The 16,318-nt window shown below is 53.4% G+C and carries 8 protein-coding genes; 5 read left to right on the forward strand and 3 right to left on the reverse strand.

Annotated elements, in window-relative coordinates:
* Positions 1 to 103 precede the first annotated feature (103 nt).
* Complete coding sequence (locus K3T83_RS10295) at positions 104 to 1,006, reverse strand: J domain-containing protein (RefSeq protein ID WP_220202884.1); 903 nt, start codon at positions 1,004 to 1,006, stop codon at positions 104 to 106.
* 123 nt (positions 1,007 to 1,129) lie between these two features.
* On the opposite strand from K3T83_RS10295, the gene K3T83_RS10300 reads away from it, so the two are divergent.
* Both K3T83_RS10300 and K3T83_RS10305 read left to right on the forward strand, forming a co-directional pair.
* Positions 1,130 to 1,819 carry a DUF6062 family protein gene (locus tag K3T83_RS10300; RefSeq protein WP_220202885.1) on the forward strand — a complete coding sequence of 230 codons (690 nt, stop codon included), beginning with the start codon at positions 1,130 to 1,132 and terminating at the stop codon, positions 1,817 to 1,819.
* Positions 1,820 to 1,867: 48 nt separating this feature from the next.
* Complete coding sequence (locus K3T83_RS10305) at positions 1,868 to 2,941, forward strand: cation diffusion facilitator family transporter (protein ID WP_220202886.1); 1,074 nt, start codon at positions 1,868 to 1,870, stop codon at positions 2,939 to 2,941.
* A 98-nt stretch (positions 2,942 to 3,039) separates the two neighbouring features.
* On the opposite strand, the gene gltB is transcribed toward K3T83_RS10305, so the two are convergent.
* Positions 3,040 to 7,566: a glutamate synthase large subunit gene (gltB, locus tag K3T83_RS10310; RefSeq protein WP_220202887.1), complete on the reverse strand. Its 4,527-nt coding sequence runs from the start codon at positions 7,564 to 7,566 to the stop codon at positions 3,040 to 3,042.
* 1,163 nt (positions 7,567 to 8,729) lie between these two features.
* Here gltB and ppc point away from each other — a divergent pair.
* Complete coding sequence (gene ppc, locus K3T83_RS10315) at positions 8,730 to 11,633, forward strand: phosphoenolpyruvate carboxylase (protein ID WP_220202888.1); 2,904 nt, start codon at positions 8,730 to 8,732, stop codon at positions 11,631 to 11,633.
* 66 nt (positions 11,634 to 11,699) lie between these two features.
* Here ppc and K3T83_RS10320 read toward each other — a convergent pair whose 3' ends face one another.
* Entirely contained in the window at positions 11,700 to 12,863 is a 1,164-nt protein-coding gene (locus tag K3T83_RS10320) for a cytochrome P450 (protein WP_220202889.1), read from the reverse strand.
* Between the two features lie 698 nt (positions 12,864 to 13,561).
* On the opposite strand from K3T83_RS10320, the gene argG reads away from it, so the two are divergent.
* Positions 13,562 to 14,863, forward strand: coding sequence for an argininosuccinate synthase (gene argG, locus K3T83_RS10325; RefSeq protein WP_220202890.1), 1,302 nt, complete (start codon positions 13,562 to 13,564; stop codon positions 14,861 to 14,863).
* Between the two features lie 3 nt (positions 14,864 to 14,866).
* The gene (gene argH, locus K3T83_RS10330; RefSeq protein ID WP_220202891.1) at positions 14,867 to 16,276 is read left to right on the forward strand and encodes an argininosuccinate lyase; all 1,410 of its coding nucleotides are present in this window, start codon (positions 14,867 to 14,869) and stop codon (positions 16,274 to 16,276) included.
* Positions 16,277 to 16,318: the final 42 nt, after the last annotated feature.

Raw genomic sequence — 16,318 nt, forward strand, 5'->3', positions numbered from 1 at the left:
CTGCCCTGGCTCTCTTTTCATATCTTAAAGTTAAATTCTCCTAATTTCGTAGTTGCGCGATAAATCGCGCAACTACGAAATTAGGAGAGATATCGTGTAATAGCTATCCATGCAGCATGCCTAGTGCCATCATACTGAGCACCACGAGGGCAACCACTGCAACCCCGATCCATAAAACACGCATCCGTGAATCGTTTTGTGCTGCACGCTGACGTAGTTCGTGGACGCGCACGTCTTCGGCGGGACACCAGTGAGCAGTGCTACAATAGGGACACAGAGGAAACAGCTCATAGGGAGGACAGAGCGCGCCCTTGCCTTTGCGACTCCCATCGCCATAGGCATACGTGCCAATTTCGTAACGAATCTGCTCGCTCTCAAACGCGGCGCTACAATGGACGCAGCGCAACAGCAGATACTCGGCCCAATCTGTCGCGAGACAATTCGGGCAATTATGCGGTAACTGACCAGCTGCGTTTCGATCCTGCCAGCGATGATAACAGCGGTGGCAGTAGTAACGATGGGTTGGCGTTTCAGGAGCAATGCCACGCAACATGCCCTGCTGCAAGAGCGTTTGTGCCTCTCTGGGAGAGAGTGCATAGGCCATCTCGCCCAGTGCGACGCGTGCTGCTCGCCCCTCGCGGATGCTGGGAAAGTCATAGTGGCGTTCACGATCTCTCCGCGCTGATGATGGCTTCTGGCGACTGGAATTGTGAGAAGCGCCACGCGGCGAACGAGGTGTTGCCTCATCAGAACGCGTACGCACGGTCTGCGAGATGGAAACGTCTGCAAATTCCGTATAGCGAGCATCGTAACGCTTGCGTTCCTCTGGATCATTCAAGGTCTGATAGGCCGCCAGCAGCAGACGCATGCGCTCATGGGCATCATTGCCTTTATAAACATCGGGATGATACTGCAAAGCGAGCTTTTTAAATGCTGCCTTAATTTCCCCGGGAGGTGCATCCTTGCGAACGCCTAAAAGAGTGTAATAGTCAGTAAACGAATCCATCTGCAACCCACAACGGAACTAGGATACAATAGCCAATGAGCCATGCAACAAACTGGCAATTCTGGTCAAAAACATCTATCTTCTATTTCATAAGACGAATAACGAACGAAAAGGTTGTACTGAATGCGCAAGACACGAGAGTATCAGGCTCTATTTGAAGCATGTTCACAAGAGGGTTGCCCGATCTGTCGGCTGGCCCTGGAAGGAACGCGCCGCTACCTGGAAGCATGGAAATATGAAATGTTTACCGATGTCAGTATACGCGCTGAACTGAGACGTACACAAGGCTTTTGTCATCGACATACCTGGCAACTGGCAAATATGGGCGCGCATCTGCCACTGGCCCAGGCATATCGCGACATTGTGACCGATACCATTGACCAGCTCAAGCGAGGGAACGATATCGCATCGCCAGCGTCTGGCAGCCTCTTTCGTCGCTTTTTCGATACCCACAGGGAGCAACCGGCTTGCCCGGCCTGCACACAACAGGCAAAAGCAGAGGGACATCTTATTCACACATTACGCAAATCGCTGTCCGATGAGGAATTTTACCAGCATATGCAAAACTCGGACGGCCTCTGCCTGGAACATTATCGGCTGGCCTGTGAACTGAAGCTGCCCGATACGCCGGGTGGGGACTGGCAATCGTTACTACGTAAAATCCAATTAAGCTGTCTACAACGCTTAGATGAACAATTAGGAGAGATGATACGTAAACACGATTATCGTTTCAAGGATGAAGCACGTGGACCTGAGATGATATCATGGAAGAGAGCAACAGGTCTCATCGCTGGAGAAGAAGACCCCTCATGATTGTCAACAACATACGCGACATGGACATCAAGTAAAAAGGAGTCGGCGATGGCTGAACACGATCACCAGCACAACACACACGAACATGTTCACGACGAACATGAACATACTCATCAGCATGACGAACACGAGCATACAGAAGATGAGCATGGCGGACACGGACACACACACGGCACGGTCAACCCGGATCTCTATGGCAACAAAGCCGGGCTACGAGCCGTCCAGATATCCACCGCGGGAATGCTACTCGTCTCGATCATTCAATTTGTGATCGCCATCGTCGGCAATAGCGCCGGCCTGTTTGCCGATGCGCTGCACAATACGGGTGATGTGCTGACCACAATAGCGCTCTGGATCGCCTTTGCGCTCTCCCGCAGAGCCGCGAACCAGCGCTACACCTACGGCTACTATCGCGCTGAAGATCTAGCGGGTGTGTTTATTGTGCTGGTCATCATCGCCAGCGCCGTTGCCAGCGCCATTGAGTCCATCAACAAGCTCACCAGTGGCACGCCACCCACGCAATTGTACCTCAGTATGACAGCGGCGGTGGTTGGCATCGTGGGCAACGAAGTGCTGGCACAGTATAAAATTAGCGTTGGCAAGCGCATCAACAGCGTGCCACTCATTGCTGATGGGCAGCACTCACGGATCGATGGGCTAACCTCGCTTGCCGCATTTATTGGTCTGATTGGTGCCGCACTCGGCTTCCCCATCGCGGACCCTATCGCCGGTCTGGTGATTACCGTCGTCATCCTCACCGTCGTCTACTCGACCGCCAAAAGTGTGTTGCAGCGGCTGCTCGATTCGGTTGATGCGCGGGTTGTGCCAACGATTATCCGTGAGGCCAGCGCTGTACCAGGCGTTGAGGGCACCGACGAGGTGCGCGCACGCTGGGTTGGTCATACGCTCCATATCGCCATGAATATCGAAGTTGACGCCGAACTCACCCTGAGAAAGGCCCACGAAATTGCAGAGGAGGTCCGCCATCGCCTGTTCCACAATCTTGAGGGCGTCTCAGAGGTCATCATTCATACCGATCCTCACAGTCACGACGGCAAAGATCCACATAAACTGACTGCTCACCATATGCAAGAGGCACAGCGCTCAATCGCGCCAAGATAAGACAACAGGCCCGTCACCATCATTGAAAGTGGTAACGGGCCTGTTGCAGTCCAGTCAGTCTATAATAAACAGCACAATTTTTTGCGGCGTCATTGTTCCTAGTGAGAAGCGCTCATCAGAGAATGATCGTACTCACCAGTATCGACGAAATCGCAGGCTGACGTGCTGGTGCCGCGTGGCAGGACACGCCAGAACTGACCCTGGATCGTATCCCACTGCTCCAGAATATGCTCAGCATGCTTACTACGCGTCTTGCGGGCGTGCCACTCGATCACCGTCCGCAACGCTTCAAGTTCATTAGCGTCATCGATGCGACTCAAATCTGCCAGTTCAGTATTGCAACGTGTGGAGAACAGGTTTTCGGTATCCAACACGTATGCGACACCAGAAGACATGCCAGCGGCGAAGTTCTGCCCGGCCTCGCCAAGCACAACGACCATGCCACCAGTCATATATTCACAGCCATGATCGCCAACGCCCTCGACAACCGCCAGCGCACCACTGTTACGAACGGCGAAGCGCTCACCAGCACGCCCGGCTGCGAAGAGATATCCACCCGTCGCGCCATAGAGAACAGTGTTGCCCAGGATCGTATTCTCGTGTGAAGCAAAGCCTGCATTCGTGGGGGGCGCGATCACAATCTGCCCACCAGTCATACACTTCCCAACATAGTCGTTGGCTTCGCCACTGAGAATGAGGCGCATGCCCGGAACGCTGAAAGCGCCAAAGCTCTGACCTGCTGATCCCTGGAAGGAGCAGGTGATACTGACACCGGGAAGACCCTTGTTCCCATAGCGGCGAGCAATCTCACCAGCCAGACCCGCACCAATCGAACGATCATAATTGTGAATGGTATGCTGAGTCAACACGCTCCGCTCGCCCGCCAGCGCCTCCTCAACCTCTGAAAGCAACTGCTTGGAGACCGGAGAAGCCTCAACGCTGGATCGGGCCTCTGGCGACGACATGACGGGAATAGAGACGCGCAGAGCCTCAAGATCGATTGGACTCTCCTCAGAAGCCTGAAGCAGATCAGCACGCCCGATCAGATCTTCAAAGCGAGCTACACCAAGCTCGGCCATCCATCCGCGCACCTCTTCGGCAACGAGCGTCAGGAAGTTGATCAAGAACTGCGGGCGACCCGTAAATTTGGCCTTGAGATCTTCGCGCTGCGTGGCGATACCAGCCGGGCAGGTGTTGAGATGACACTGACGCGCCATATCGCAGCCCAGCGAGACGAGCGCGGCTGTACCAAAGCCGAACTCTTCAGCGCCCAGCATCGCACCGACGATCACGTCGCGGCCAGTCTTGAAACCACCATCGACACGCACGCGGACCCGTTTTCGCAGTCCGTTGCGTACCAATACCTGCTGAGTCTCGGCCAGACCAAGCTCCCAAGGCATACCAGCATGTTTGATGGATTGCAACGGCGAAGCGCCAGTACCGCCGTCATGACCGCTAATCAACACATAATCTGCATGCGCTTTTGCCACACCAGCAGCAATCGTGCCAACGCCCACGCTGGAGACCAGCTTCACGCCAACACGCGCTGTAGGGTTGATCTGATGCAGATCGTAGATGAGTTGAGCAATATCTTCGATACTATAAATGTCGTGATGTGGTGGAGGCGAGATCAGGGCCACACCAGGCGCGGTATGACGCAGGCGGGCGATAAACGGCGAGACTTTTGAGGGTGGGAGCTGACCACCTTCGCCAGGCTTGGAACCCTGTGCCATCTTGATCTCGATCTCTTCGCCACGCACCAGGTATTCAGCGGTTACACCAAAGCGCGCCGACGCCACCTGCTTGATCTTACTGCTGACAGGATAACCCTCAAGGGTCTCATGATACCATGCGGGATCTTCACCACCTTCACCGGTATTATTGCGCCCACCAATGCTGTTCATCGCGGCGGCAATCGTGCGATGCGTCTCCGCGCTCAAAGCACCAACCGACATGGCCGAAATCACGAAGCGCGCACGAATCGACTCCATCGACTCCACCTGCTCCAACGGAATAGGATTGGCGGGAGCGAAGGAGAACTGATCGCGCAAAGCTGTAGGAGGCCGATGATAGACCAGCGAAGTATACTGGCGATAGTCATCAGGCTCGCCGGTTTGTGCCGCTTTCTGCAACGCCCGGATGATCAGCGGATTGTACGCATGGTACTCAGCGTCACGGCGGAAGCGGTAACGGCCCAGATCGTTCAGCTTGCGGCGCTTGACGTTTGTCTCGGCCCCTTCCTGTGCCTGTCGCAGCGACTCAAAATGCTTGATTACCTCTTCAGCAATGCGGGTAAACGTGACTTTGCCAGGAACTACAGCCGCCCCAGCGAAGCAACGCTCGATGAAGTCAGGATGGAGGCCCAGCACCTCGTACTGGCTACCACCAACGACATTGCGAATCGTCGATATACCCATGCGGGCCATGACTTTACGCAGGCCCTCTTCAACCGCGTGCAGATAGTGTTCGACAGCCTGCTCGTGCGTCAGATGCTCAAGGCGGCGATCAGTGGTCAGAGCGCGCACGCTTTGTAGGGCCAGCGTAGGCACAACAGCCTCTGCACCAAAGCCAAGCAGCAGGCCGATCTGGTGGATATCGCAGACAGTGCCGGTCTCGCAGATGAGCGAGGTCTTCATACGCAGGCCGCGTTTAATCAAAGCGCGATGCACAGCGCCAATCGCAATGACCATCGGCACAGGTGCGCGGTCCAGCGTCGCATCATTATCGCTCAAGATCAGGAGCGTAGCACCAGATGATACGGCCTCCGCCGCCTCTTGCTCCAGGCGATCCAGCGCTTTCTCCAGCGCACTCGGTCCAGCCGCTACCTCAAATGTGGTGCTGATGGTTCTGGCTCGGAAACGTGCGTCTTCGAGTTGACGCAGCGCCTCCAATTGTTCTTCGGTCAGCAGCGGCGTCGGCAGATGAAGCAGATGAGCCTGCTCTGGCGTCTCGTTCAAAAGACTTTCGCGCGGCCCAAGATAACAATCCAGCGACATCACGATACGTTCGCGCAACGGGTCAATCGGAGGGTTCGTCACCTGAGCGAAACGCTGGCGGAAGTAATCCGAGAACGAACGGGAGATAGTGGAGAAGGCTGCCAGTGGCGCATCGTCGCCCATGCTCCAGGTAGGCTCCTTGCTCTCAGCCAGGATCGGGCGCAACACCATCTCAACATCTTCATGCGTATATCCAAAGAGCTGCTGACGGGCAAAGAGGCGGCTCGCATCCAATTGCTCAACTTCGCTCTCTCCAGAGGGAAGCGAAGCGGAATGAAGGAGATGCTGCTCCAACCATTGCTGGTACGGCTGACTCTGAGCCAGGGTCTCTTTGATCTCTTGATCGCGCAGGACAGCCTTCTGCTCCAGATTAACAGCAATCATCTCGCCAGGACCAAGTCGCCCTTTTTCCAGAATCTCATGAGGCTCGCAAGAGAAAACGCCAGCTTCCGAAGCAACGACGACAAATCCTTGAGAAGTGATCATGTAGCGAGCTGGGCGCAAACCATTACGGTCAAGAGCAGCGCCGACCGTGAGGCCATCCGTGAAGACAAGAGCGGCGGGACCATCCCAGGGTTCGATCAAACCTGCATGGTATTCACACCATGCACGCTGGGCCACATCCAATTCAGGATCTTGCTCCCAGGCGGGAGGAATCAACATCTGCATGCTATGCAAAAGGCTGCGACCAGAGTATGACAGCAGTTCCAGCGCATTGTCCAGTTGGGAAGAGTCGCTCGCACCAGGTTGTACAACAGGCAAGAGATCCTGAATAGTGTCTCCCCAGACAGGGGAGGTCAGAGAACGCTCACGTGCCTCCATCCAGTTGCGATTGCCCTGAATGGTATTGATCTCGCCATTATGGGCCAGCATACGCATCGGCTGAGCGAGAGGCCAGGCAGGAAAAGTATTGGTGCTATAGCGTTGATGGAAAACAGCAAGAGCACTGGTATAGCGAGGATCAGCCAGGTCAAGATAAAAACGTGCCAATTCAGCAGGAGCCAACAGCCCCTTATAAATCAGTGTTGTGCGAGAGAAGGAAACGACATAGCCATCAGCGATCTGAGCTTCAGAGAATCGCTGCTCTACCAGACGACGAGCACGATAGAGAGCGCGATCATATTCTGGCAGGGAAATTTGAGCAGGACGCGTTACAAGTACCTGTTTTATACAGGGAGCAATTGCTCTAGCACGGGTTCCCAGAACAGAGTAATCGATTGGCGGTGTGCGCCAGGAAAGGATTGCCAGACCAACTTCGGCGAGCGTTTGCTCGATAATCTGACAACTCTGGGCGTACGCCTCCGCAGTGCGCTCCGGCGAGGGCAGGAAAAGCATACCAACAGACAGGTCATCAGGATTAGCTAACGAGATGTGCTGCTTTTCAAGCTCTTCGCGAAGAAGGGATCTTGGGATTTGCGTCAGGATGCCAGCACCATCACTCGTTTCAGCATCAGCACCTTGTGCGCCACGATGGGTCAAACGAGCCAGGGCGTCAAGAGCGGACTGAACAAGGAAATGACTAGCTTCGCCGGAAACCTGGGCGATAAAGCCAGTTCCGCAAGCGTCGTGTTCCCAACGGTTATCGTAAAGTGGATAAGCAAACTTAGGGGCATGGTGATTGTGCTTCATGCATTGCTCTCCCAGTAAAACTAATTACTCAATGCTAGAGGCACCAACATTGGAGCCTTGGGGGATTCGACGATCAAGCACCGTTCATCGAGTTCATTACGACAGTACACAAGAAAAAGGTCCGAGTCTTTCACATCATTCTGATTCTGATCTGGTGGGCGTCAGGTATAAGAGCAGACCTTGAGCATGTTACATCATTGGAAAGAGAGAGCACCTTAGCTCAGCGGAGAGGCACCATCACCTATTTACGAGAGTATAACATACGCTAAAGCGACCGGGCAAGCTTTCCATATGTAAAAACTATCCATACTCGCCATCGAAAGATAGTTCTCTTTTCTATCTTTTCCTGAGAAGGAGTGGAATTCTAGACGAAGAAACTTTGGAGACATCTCTGCTACTACAGTGTAACACAGATGCCTCCAAAGTTCAAAAAGGGAGGAGAAGCGCACGTTTGTCGATAGAATCGCAACGGCATCTACACAGGTTGCAAGACTGTTGAGAAACATGCACTATAATAATTTCATTTGAAGCATGAGCCATAGCAATAGTTGAGCCAGCCCATTCTAACGTGATAAAAGAGAGGGCCGCGCTTACACTTTTTTTGCTATTCCCTCCATTTGTATACTTTGCACATGCCGCTGGTGATTCTATCCAGGATACCCGTGCAAATTATCTGTCTTTTTCATGTAACACAAGACAAAAACAAAATAGAGGTATTTATTCGACGGCGGTCTCTTATCTTCTCCTATTATACAGGAGTAACCCATGCTCAACAAATAGACAATTTGCGAGAAGAAGATCCCAGTAATTTGTTATATTTGCACAAATACCATGTGTTTTCCCTTTCGCCACCGGAGATAAAAATCAAATACCTATCAATAATACCATCATTCTTTCAATATTATTGTACATTTCACACAAATTCGTAATACTGAGAGGAAAGCAACTGGCCACTACACTTTCGGAAGATGATGGGCAAACAGATGATGAGCATTGCTTCTTTCATGGCTATGATAAAATTATAAAGACAGAGAAGTGATTATTCAGTCAACTTGAGTACACTGAAAGTTACGAACAAAAAGATGCCGCCAGGCGCAAAGATGAGCCAGCAATTACGGCAATGTAAGCTGTCTTTTTCATGACATAGTAGGAAGAACTTACACATGCCAGAACAAGATATCCGCCGCGAAAAAGATGCGCCGCTCCGCCATGATATCCGTACACTGGGGAATGCTCTGGGTCAGGCCATTCAACGACATGGTGGACACAGCGTATTTGAGACGGTCGAGCGATTGCGCACAAATAGCAAACGCTTGCGGGACTGCGCAGAACGATTATCTGAAGCCCCCCCCGCAGAAGCCGTCCAGATCCACAATGAGATAGAGGCGCTGGATCAAGAGATCGTACAGATCGTAGAAGGTTGCGATCTCGCTACAGCTATTGACGTTATACGCGCCTTTACTATGTATTTCCATCTTGTGAATACGGCTGAGCAATATCACCGTATTCGTCGCCGTCGCGCACATGAAGGAGGACCGCAGCGAGGTTCCCTTGCCTCGCTGATCGAATTCTTCAAAAAAAACAATCTAACCACTGATACCTTACAGCAGCTATTGGATGAATTGTCTATAGAGCTGGTCTTTACGGCCCATCCGACCGAAGCCACGAGACGCAGCCTGATCACCAAATCCAATCGGGTTGCCGAATTGCTGGAGGCATACGACCACAAAGAGCAGATGACGGCCCGGGAACAGCTCCACTGGCAGCACCAATTAGAGGGCACGATTGATCTGCTCTGGAGAACCGATGCAGTCCGCCGCGTGCGCCCACAGCCAATCGACGAGATCAAGATGGGCATCTACTATCTCGATGATATCCTCTTTGATGCCATCCCTGATCTCTATCAAGAGTTCGACGAGTTGCTGCATGAAGCCTATCCGGGCCTGACAATTCCGCCATTCTTGCGCCTGGGTTCCTGGATTGGCGGCGACCAGGACGGCAACCCCTTTGTCGGTCCCGACACCATGTTTACTGCCCTGCGTTTGCAGCGCGAACATGCCATCAAGCACTACCGCGACTCTATTGAAGCGCTGGCTCAGGAATATTCTCAGTCGCTCAATCACGCTCACATCTCTCCGGCTTTGCGAACCTCGATTGAACACGACGCGGCCAGCATGCCAGAATATGATCGGGAGCTTGGTGCGCAGACAGCCCTGGAACCTTACCGTCGCAAGCTCTCGTTTATGTGGAAGCGCCTGGAAGGAACGCTCACCTACACGCAACCAGCCGACATGTATGCTGGATCTCCGCTATTAGCCGCGAACAGAGAGGCACAGGGAACCTCGATAGCAGCCTATCATAGCGCGGACGAATTGCTACACGATCTCCGGCTCGTCTATCACAGCCTGCTCGAAGATGGAGAGATTGCTCTGGCGGAAGGGGCACTGACTCGCCTGATCCGACAGGTTGAGGTGTTTGGTTTCTATTTCGTTGGCCTCGACGTGCGGCAACATAGCGAACGCCACGCTGCAGCCCTGGCCGAGCTATTACGCGTAACTGGCCTGCGTTCTGATGACTATATGACGCTGAACGAAGAGGAGCGGCTGCATATTCTCGAAAACCTGTTGCGCGACCCACGCATTCTGACCCGTCCAGGTCTGCCTCTTAGCGCCGATACCTGGCATATCTTAAACACCTTTCACGCGGTCAAACGCGCCAGAGAAGAGTTCGGGCCGCGCGCCGTTACCTGCTACATCATCAGTATGTCTCACACCTTGAGCGATCTGCTTGAAGTGCAGTTCTTTTGCAAAGAGGCGGGTATCGATGACCTCCCGATTGTGCCGCTATTTGAAACGATTGATGATCTCAATGATTGCACAAAGATTCTGGAACAGGCTTTCACCCATCCAGACTATCATCTCTATCTTGCCAACTGTTGCCAGCAACAGCAAGTGATGCTTGGATATTCTGATAGCAGCAAGGATGGTGGTATCCTGACCTCCGGCTGGGAACTCTACAAGGCTCAGCTCAGGCTGGCAGAACTGGGGCGAAAGTATAACGTGGGCATCACCATGTTTCATGGTCGCGGCGGCGCGATAGGACGCGGCGGCGGTCCCATCTACGAAGCCATTCTTGGACAGCCGCCCAATACGGTCAATGGACATCTGCGCATTACAGAGCAGGGCGAGATGCTTTCATTCAAATATGGGCTGCACGAAATCGCGATCCGCAATATGGAGCTGGTCGTCACGGGCGTTGTGCAGGCGAGCGTACCAGATCAACACATCATCGAAACCAGAGTCCATCCCTATGCATCCGAAGAGTGGGTACAGATCATGGAGCAGCTTTCGGCCAGTGCCCATGCCCGCTATCGTGCCCTGATCTACAATGATCCGACCTTCATCAATTTCTTCGAGCAGGCAACCCCTATTCTCGAAATCGGCTGGCTCAACATTGGTTCGCGCCCGGCGCGCCGAACCAGGGGCCGTAGCATCGAAGATCTACGCGCCATCCCCTGGGTTTTCTCATGGATGCAGAGCCGCTACGTGCTACCAAGCTGGTACGGCGTAGGAGGAGCACTGGAAGCATTTGTCAACGAGCATCCAGAGCGGCTCACCCAGCTGCAACAGATGTATCGTCAATGGCCGTTCCTGCGCGCCTTCCTGGATAACTTACAGATGACGCTCTCAAAGGCCGATATGCTCATCGCCAATCATTATGCAAGTCTGGTTGACGACGAAGCCTTGCGACAACGCATCTCACAGGCGATTCAGGAGGAGTACGAGCGCACCCATCGCATGGTCACGGCAATCGTTGGCGGCAAGGAGCTGCTAGATACATCGCCTGTGTTGCAACAGTCGATACGGCGGCGCAACCCCTATGTTGACCCGCTGAGCTACTTCCAGATGGTGCTACTGCGTCGCCTGCGGGCGCTGGGTGGCCCCCTCATGCTGGATAAAGAGGCCGAACTGGAGGCCAGCGAGGAAGATCTGGAGCGCACCCGCTTAACCTACGCGGTCCTGCTCACTATTAACGGCATTGCAGCAGGGTTGAGAAATACCGGTTAATCTCTTTGTTTCCTGCAATCTCATGTTTTTATAAGATTACAGGCATGAGATTGCAGGAACACTGCTCTAGCCCCAGTTCATCGGCAGATTCTTCACACCAAAGACGATCTCGCTTTTGATCGGTTGCAGCGGAACATCCGGCACGCGCCACTGTCCGGGGAAACGTTTCAACATGGCGGTCAATGCGATCTTTGCCTCCAGACGAGCCAGGGGAGCACCCAGACAGAAATGAATGCCATGCCCAAAGGCGAGGTGTCGGTTGGGTTCGCGCTGGATATCGAAGCGATCAGCATCTGGGAACTGGTTCTCATCACGATTGGCAGAGGCCATCCAGGCAATTACCACCTGCTTCTCAGGGATGCGCTGATCGCCCAACACCGCTTCAGCCTTTGTAAAGCGAGCCATCGCCTTGACGGGAGAGATGTAGCGCAACGCCTCCTCAATTGCGCCCGGGATCAGCGCTGGATCGTTACGCAGCCGCTCGACGACCTCTGGATTGCGATCAAAGCTGAGAATGCTATTGGCGATCAGGTTGGTGGTGGTCTCGTTGCCAGCGACCAGCAAGAGAGCACAGAAACCAAGCAGTTCAACGTCGCTGAGATGCTGCCCATCAACCTCAGCAACCAGCAGATCGCTGATCAGATCCTTCTGGGGATGTTGTCTACGCTCCTCAAGCACCTGAGTAAAATACGCATACATGCTCTTGATCTCCGCAAAGAGCGTATCTCTGGCTTCCTCGCCCTCATCAGAGACCAGGGCGTCGGACCAGCGTTTGAAATCGGCGCGCATCTCGGACGGAATGCCGAGCAGTTCGGCAATAACGGTAACAGGGAGCGGATAGGCCAGATCTCGCACCACATCCAGCTCGCCAGTCATGGGTATCTTATCCAGCAGATCGTTTGTAATGGCTTCAATACGCGGAGCAAGCTGTGCCACAACACGCGGCGTGAATGCCTGGGTTGCCAGACTGCGCAGTTGGCGATGGCGCGGCGGGTCCATACGCAGAATGCTTTCTAGAATAGGCTCCGGTCCCTCCGGCTCCCACTCCATCGCCGATCTTGGATCTGACGAGAACACTGCATAGTCGCTCAATCCACGCAAGACATCGGCATAACGAAACAGGTGCCAGACACCATGCTCTTCATCGTGATACACTGGCTGCGTCTCACGCATCGTACGATACCATTCATACGGAGCCAGTAGTTGATCTTTATATGTGGATATTTGCATGTATTACCCTTTCATTTGCTCTCACGTAAAGTCCATCTCACAGATCAAGCGATTGCGTTCGCTTGATCGTCTATTACTATACGGCGGGCCGCAGTGAAGGTTTGAAAAGTCAGCAACAACGCTGAAAATTGGTGCAAAGCATAGATAAAAGCATACATGGGAAAGAATGAGCAGAGGAAACAACTATACGAGAAAGTCTATAGACAGGCAAAATTCGTGGACAGAACATCCATGCCACTCAATTTGACTTTTTAAAAATTTGCTGGTATGCTTGTGAACATACAATTACATACGACACGAGACTGACCCGCGTTGATCGAAACAGTATGAGAGCGGCGGCCAACAGCGATCCGAAGCAGAGTGGAAGTTCGGAACGGATACGTACTCTTCAGAACGCCTTCGTGAGCGGCTGACCGAAGAAAATTTGCAGCTTGCATGTAGAGCAGCAAATAAGTAGGTCAGGTGGGCGGTTCCCACGCAGCATATAACCGTAAAGAGGTCTTTCCATCTGGTCCCAGTGCGATAGGACAGGAGAGTCAGGTAATGGTTCTCCCACAAAAGAGGAAAGACAAGTAGGGTGGCACCACGGGGTGTGTAGCGAATACACTCTCGTCCCTTCAAGAGTTCGCGGAAGGGGCGGGGGATTTTTTTATGTCCTGCTCCTTCCAGACTACATCATTTTGAAGGAGTATCGCACCATGTCAACAATCAATCAGGAAGGTAACGCACAGGTCAACACCAAGAGCAGCGCCCTCGAAGTGGCGCTTCAGAAAGTGGATGTCGTTGATGTCCCCCAGGGCAAAACGATTGCCCTCGCCTACTCAGGCGGCCTTGACTCCACTTTATGCGTCAAGCTCGCAGAGAGCAAATATCACGCCGCAAAGCTATTCGCCATCAACGCCGATGTTGGGCAGGGTGAAGACGAACTCAAGATGAGCCGGGAGAATGCTGAGAAGCTGGGCATCACCCCTATCGTCATCGACATCAAAGAAGAATTTACCAATCACTGGCTGACGAAAGCGATTCAGGCCAACTCCAACTACAATGGCTACCCTGTCTCGACCTCGATGACCCGTCAGTTGATCGCAGCAAAAGTGGCGCAGAAGGCTGTCGAGCTTGGTTGTAATGCCTTGATGGAGGGTTCCAGCGGCAAAGGCAACGATCAGTATCGTATGCACAACGTCTTTAGCCTCTTCGCTCCTGGCCTCTCGATCTTTGTTCCTGTCCGTGACTTCGACCTGACTCGTGGCGAAGAGCAGCTCTTGATGGAGCATTTTGGTATGCCTATTGACGAGTTGATCGCAGGTGGAGATGACAAAACCATGTGGTGCCGCTCGATTGCCAGTGGAGGTATTGGCCTGGATACGAAACTGCCCAATTCGATCTGGCTCTGGCTCGTGCCACCAACGAAGGCTCCAGACAAGCCAACCACCCTCAAAATCACCTGGCAGAATGGCCTGCCCGTCGCGCTCAACGGCGAACAGTTGCCGCTTGATGAGATCATCAAGCAGCTTAACGTGATTGGTGGCGCGAACGGCATCGGCAAGATCGACATCTTCGAGGACGGCATCATGGGCCTGAAATCGCGCGAGATCTATGAGGCTCCCGCTGCCACCATCCTGCTCAAGCTCCATCACGACCTGGAGTTTTACACCCTGACCAAAGAAGAGGTGCAGTTGAAGCAACAGCTTGATGCACGCTGGGCGCAACTGGTCTATCATGGTGAGTGGTTCCACCCCTTGAAAAGCGCCATCGACGCCTTCATCGCCAATACGCAGAAGGTGGTCAACGGCGAATATGTGGTTGATCTGTACAAAGGCAACATCGATATTCGCGCGCGCGCATCCACGAGCGGCCTCTTTTTCCCCGATGTTCGCTCTATCAACAGCGCCAGCTTCAACCAGAAAGAATGTGCCCCCGCAGCTCATCTGCGAGGCATCCCATATGAACTGATTGCCCGCCGCAACCAACTGGCAGGAATCGCAGTGGAAGAGGTATAACAGATGACCAAACTATGGCAGAAGGGCTATAGTTTGAACGAGCAAATCGAGCGCTTCGAGGCCGCCCAGAACAGCGTCCTCGACGCTCGACTGATTCGTCACGATGTGTGGGGATCGCTCGCTCACGCCGCCATGTTGCAACACATCGGCATTCTCAACACGGGAGAGCACGAAGCCCTGCACAAAGCCCTGTGTAGTATTCTTGAATTGGAGGCCGACAACGCCTTCACGATCCAGCCGTCAGATGAAGATGTCCATACGAGCGTCGAGAACTATCTATCGGTCCACACTGGCGCGGCAGGAAAGAAGATTCATACGGCCCGTTCGCGCAACGATCAGGTCCAGGTGGATATGCGGCTCTATAGCAAAGAGCAGTTGCAGTACGTCAGTCAGAAATTAATGACTCTGTGCGCCACGCTCCTGCACTTTGCGCAAGAGCATGCCGACGTGCCAATGCCCGGCTATACCCATATGCAGCGCGCCATGCTCTCCTCGGTTGGCCTGTGGGCCACCAACTTCGCTGAGGCGCTGCTGGACGATGAGCAACTGCTCTCCGGTGCCTATGCTATTGCCGATCAATGCCCACTTGGTTCTGCCGCCAGCTATGGTGTACCAATTGCCATTGACCGCCAGCTTGTAGCTGATAAGCTCGGCTTTGCACGTGTGCAAAACAATGTCCTCTATGCTCAAAACAGTCGCGGCAAGGTCGAAGCGGCCATCGTACAGTCGTTATCACAGATCATGCTCGACCTCAGCAAGCTGGCTCAGGATATCTTGCTCTTCACCACTGTTGAGTACGGCTTCTTTCAGGTTCCGCAAGATCTGTGCGAGGGCAGCAGTATTATGCCACAGAAGCGCAATCTCGGCATGATGGAACTGATCCGCGCTCGCACCCAGACGATGCTGGCCTGGCAACAGCAGATTCTCGGCATCGTGTCGGGCCTCCCCTCCGGTTACAACATGGACTATCAGGAGACCAAGCGACCCTTTATGGAGGCGCTCGATCTCGTACAGGAGTGCCTAGACATCTCTTCGCTGGTGGTGAGCAAATTGACGGTCAACACCGAGCGCACCGTTGCAGCGTGCACTTTTGAGCTGTTCGCCGCTGATCGTGCTTATGATATGGCCGCGACTTCAGGCATACCCTTCCGCGATGCTTATAAAATTGTCGGAGCAGAGGTAACAGCTCAGCTTGATCGGGGTATTCCATCTCCCGTTGAGACTCAGGAGCAGCTTGTCGCACGCTTGCATGCCCGCAGCCATCTGGGAGGTCCGGGCAATCTCGGATTAGCGCTGGATCAAGAGCGTCTGGAAGAGGCGCAAAAGACATGGACAGGCCGCGCCATCAAATTTAAAGAGGCAATTCAACAACTGGTCGGTCCTTATGACGTTAAAATTTTCGAAGAATTATAATCTACGGCAAAAGTCGTTTCTGCCGTTTCTTATCTTGGAGGA

The sequence above is a fragment of the Reticulibacter mediterranei genome, from assembly GCF_016587455.1.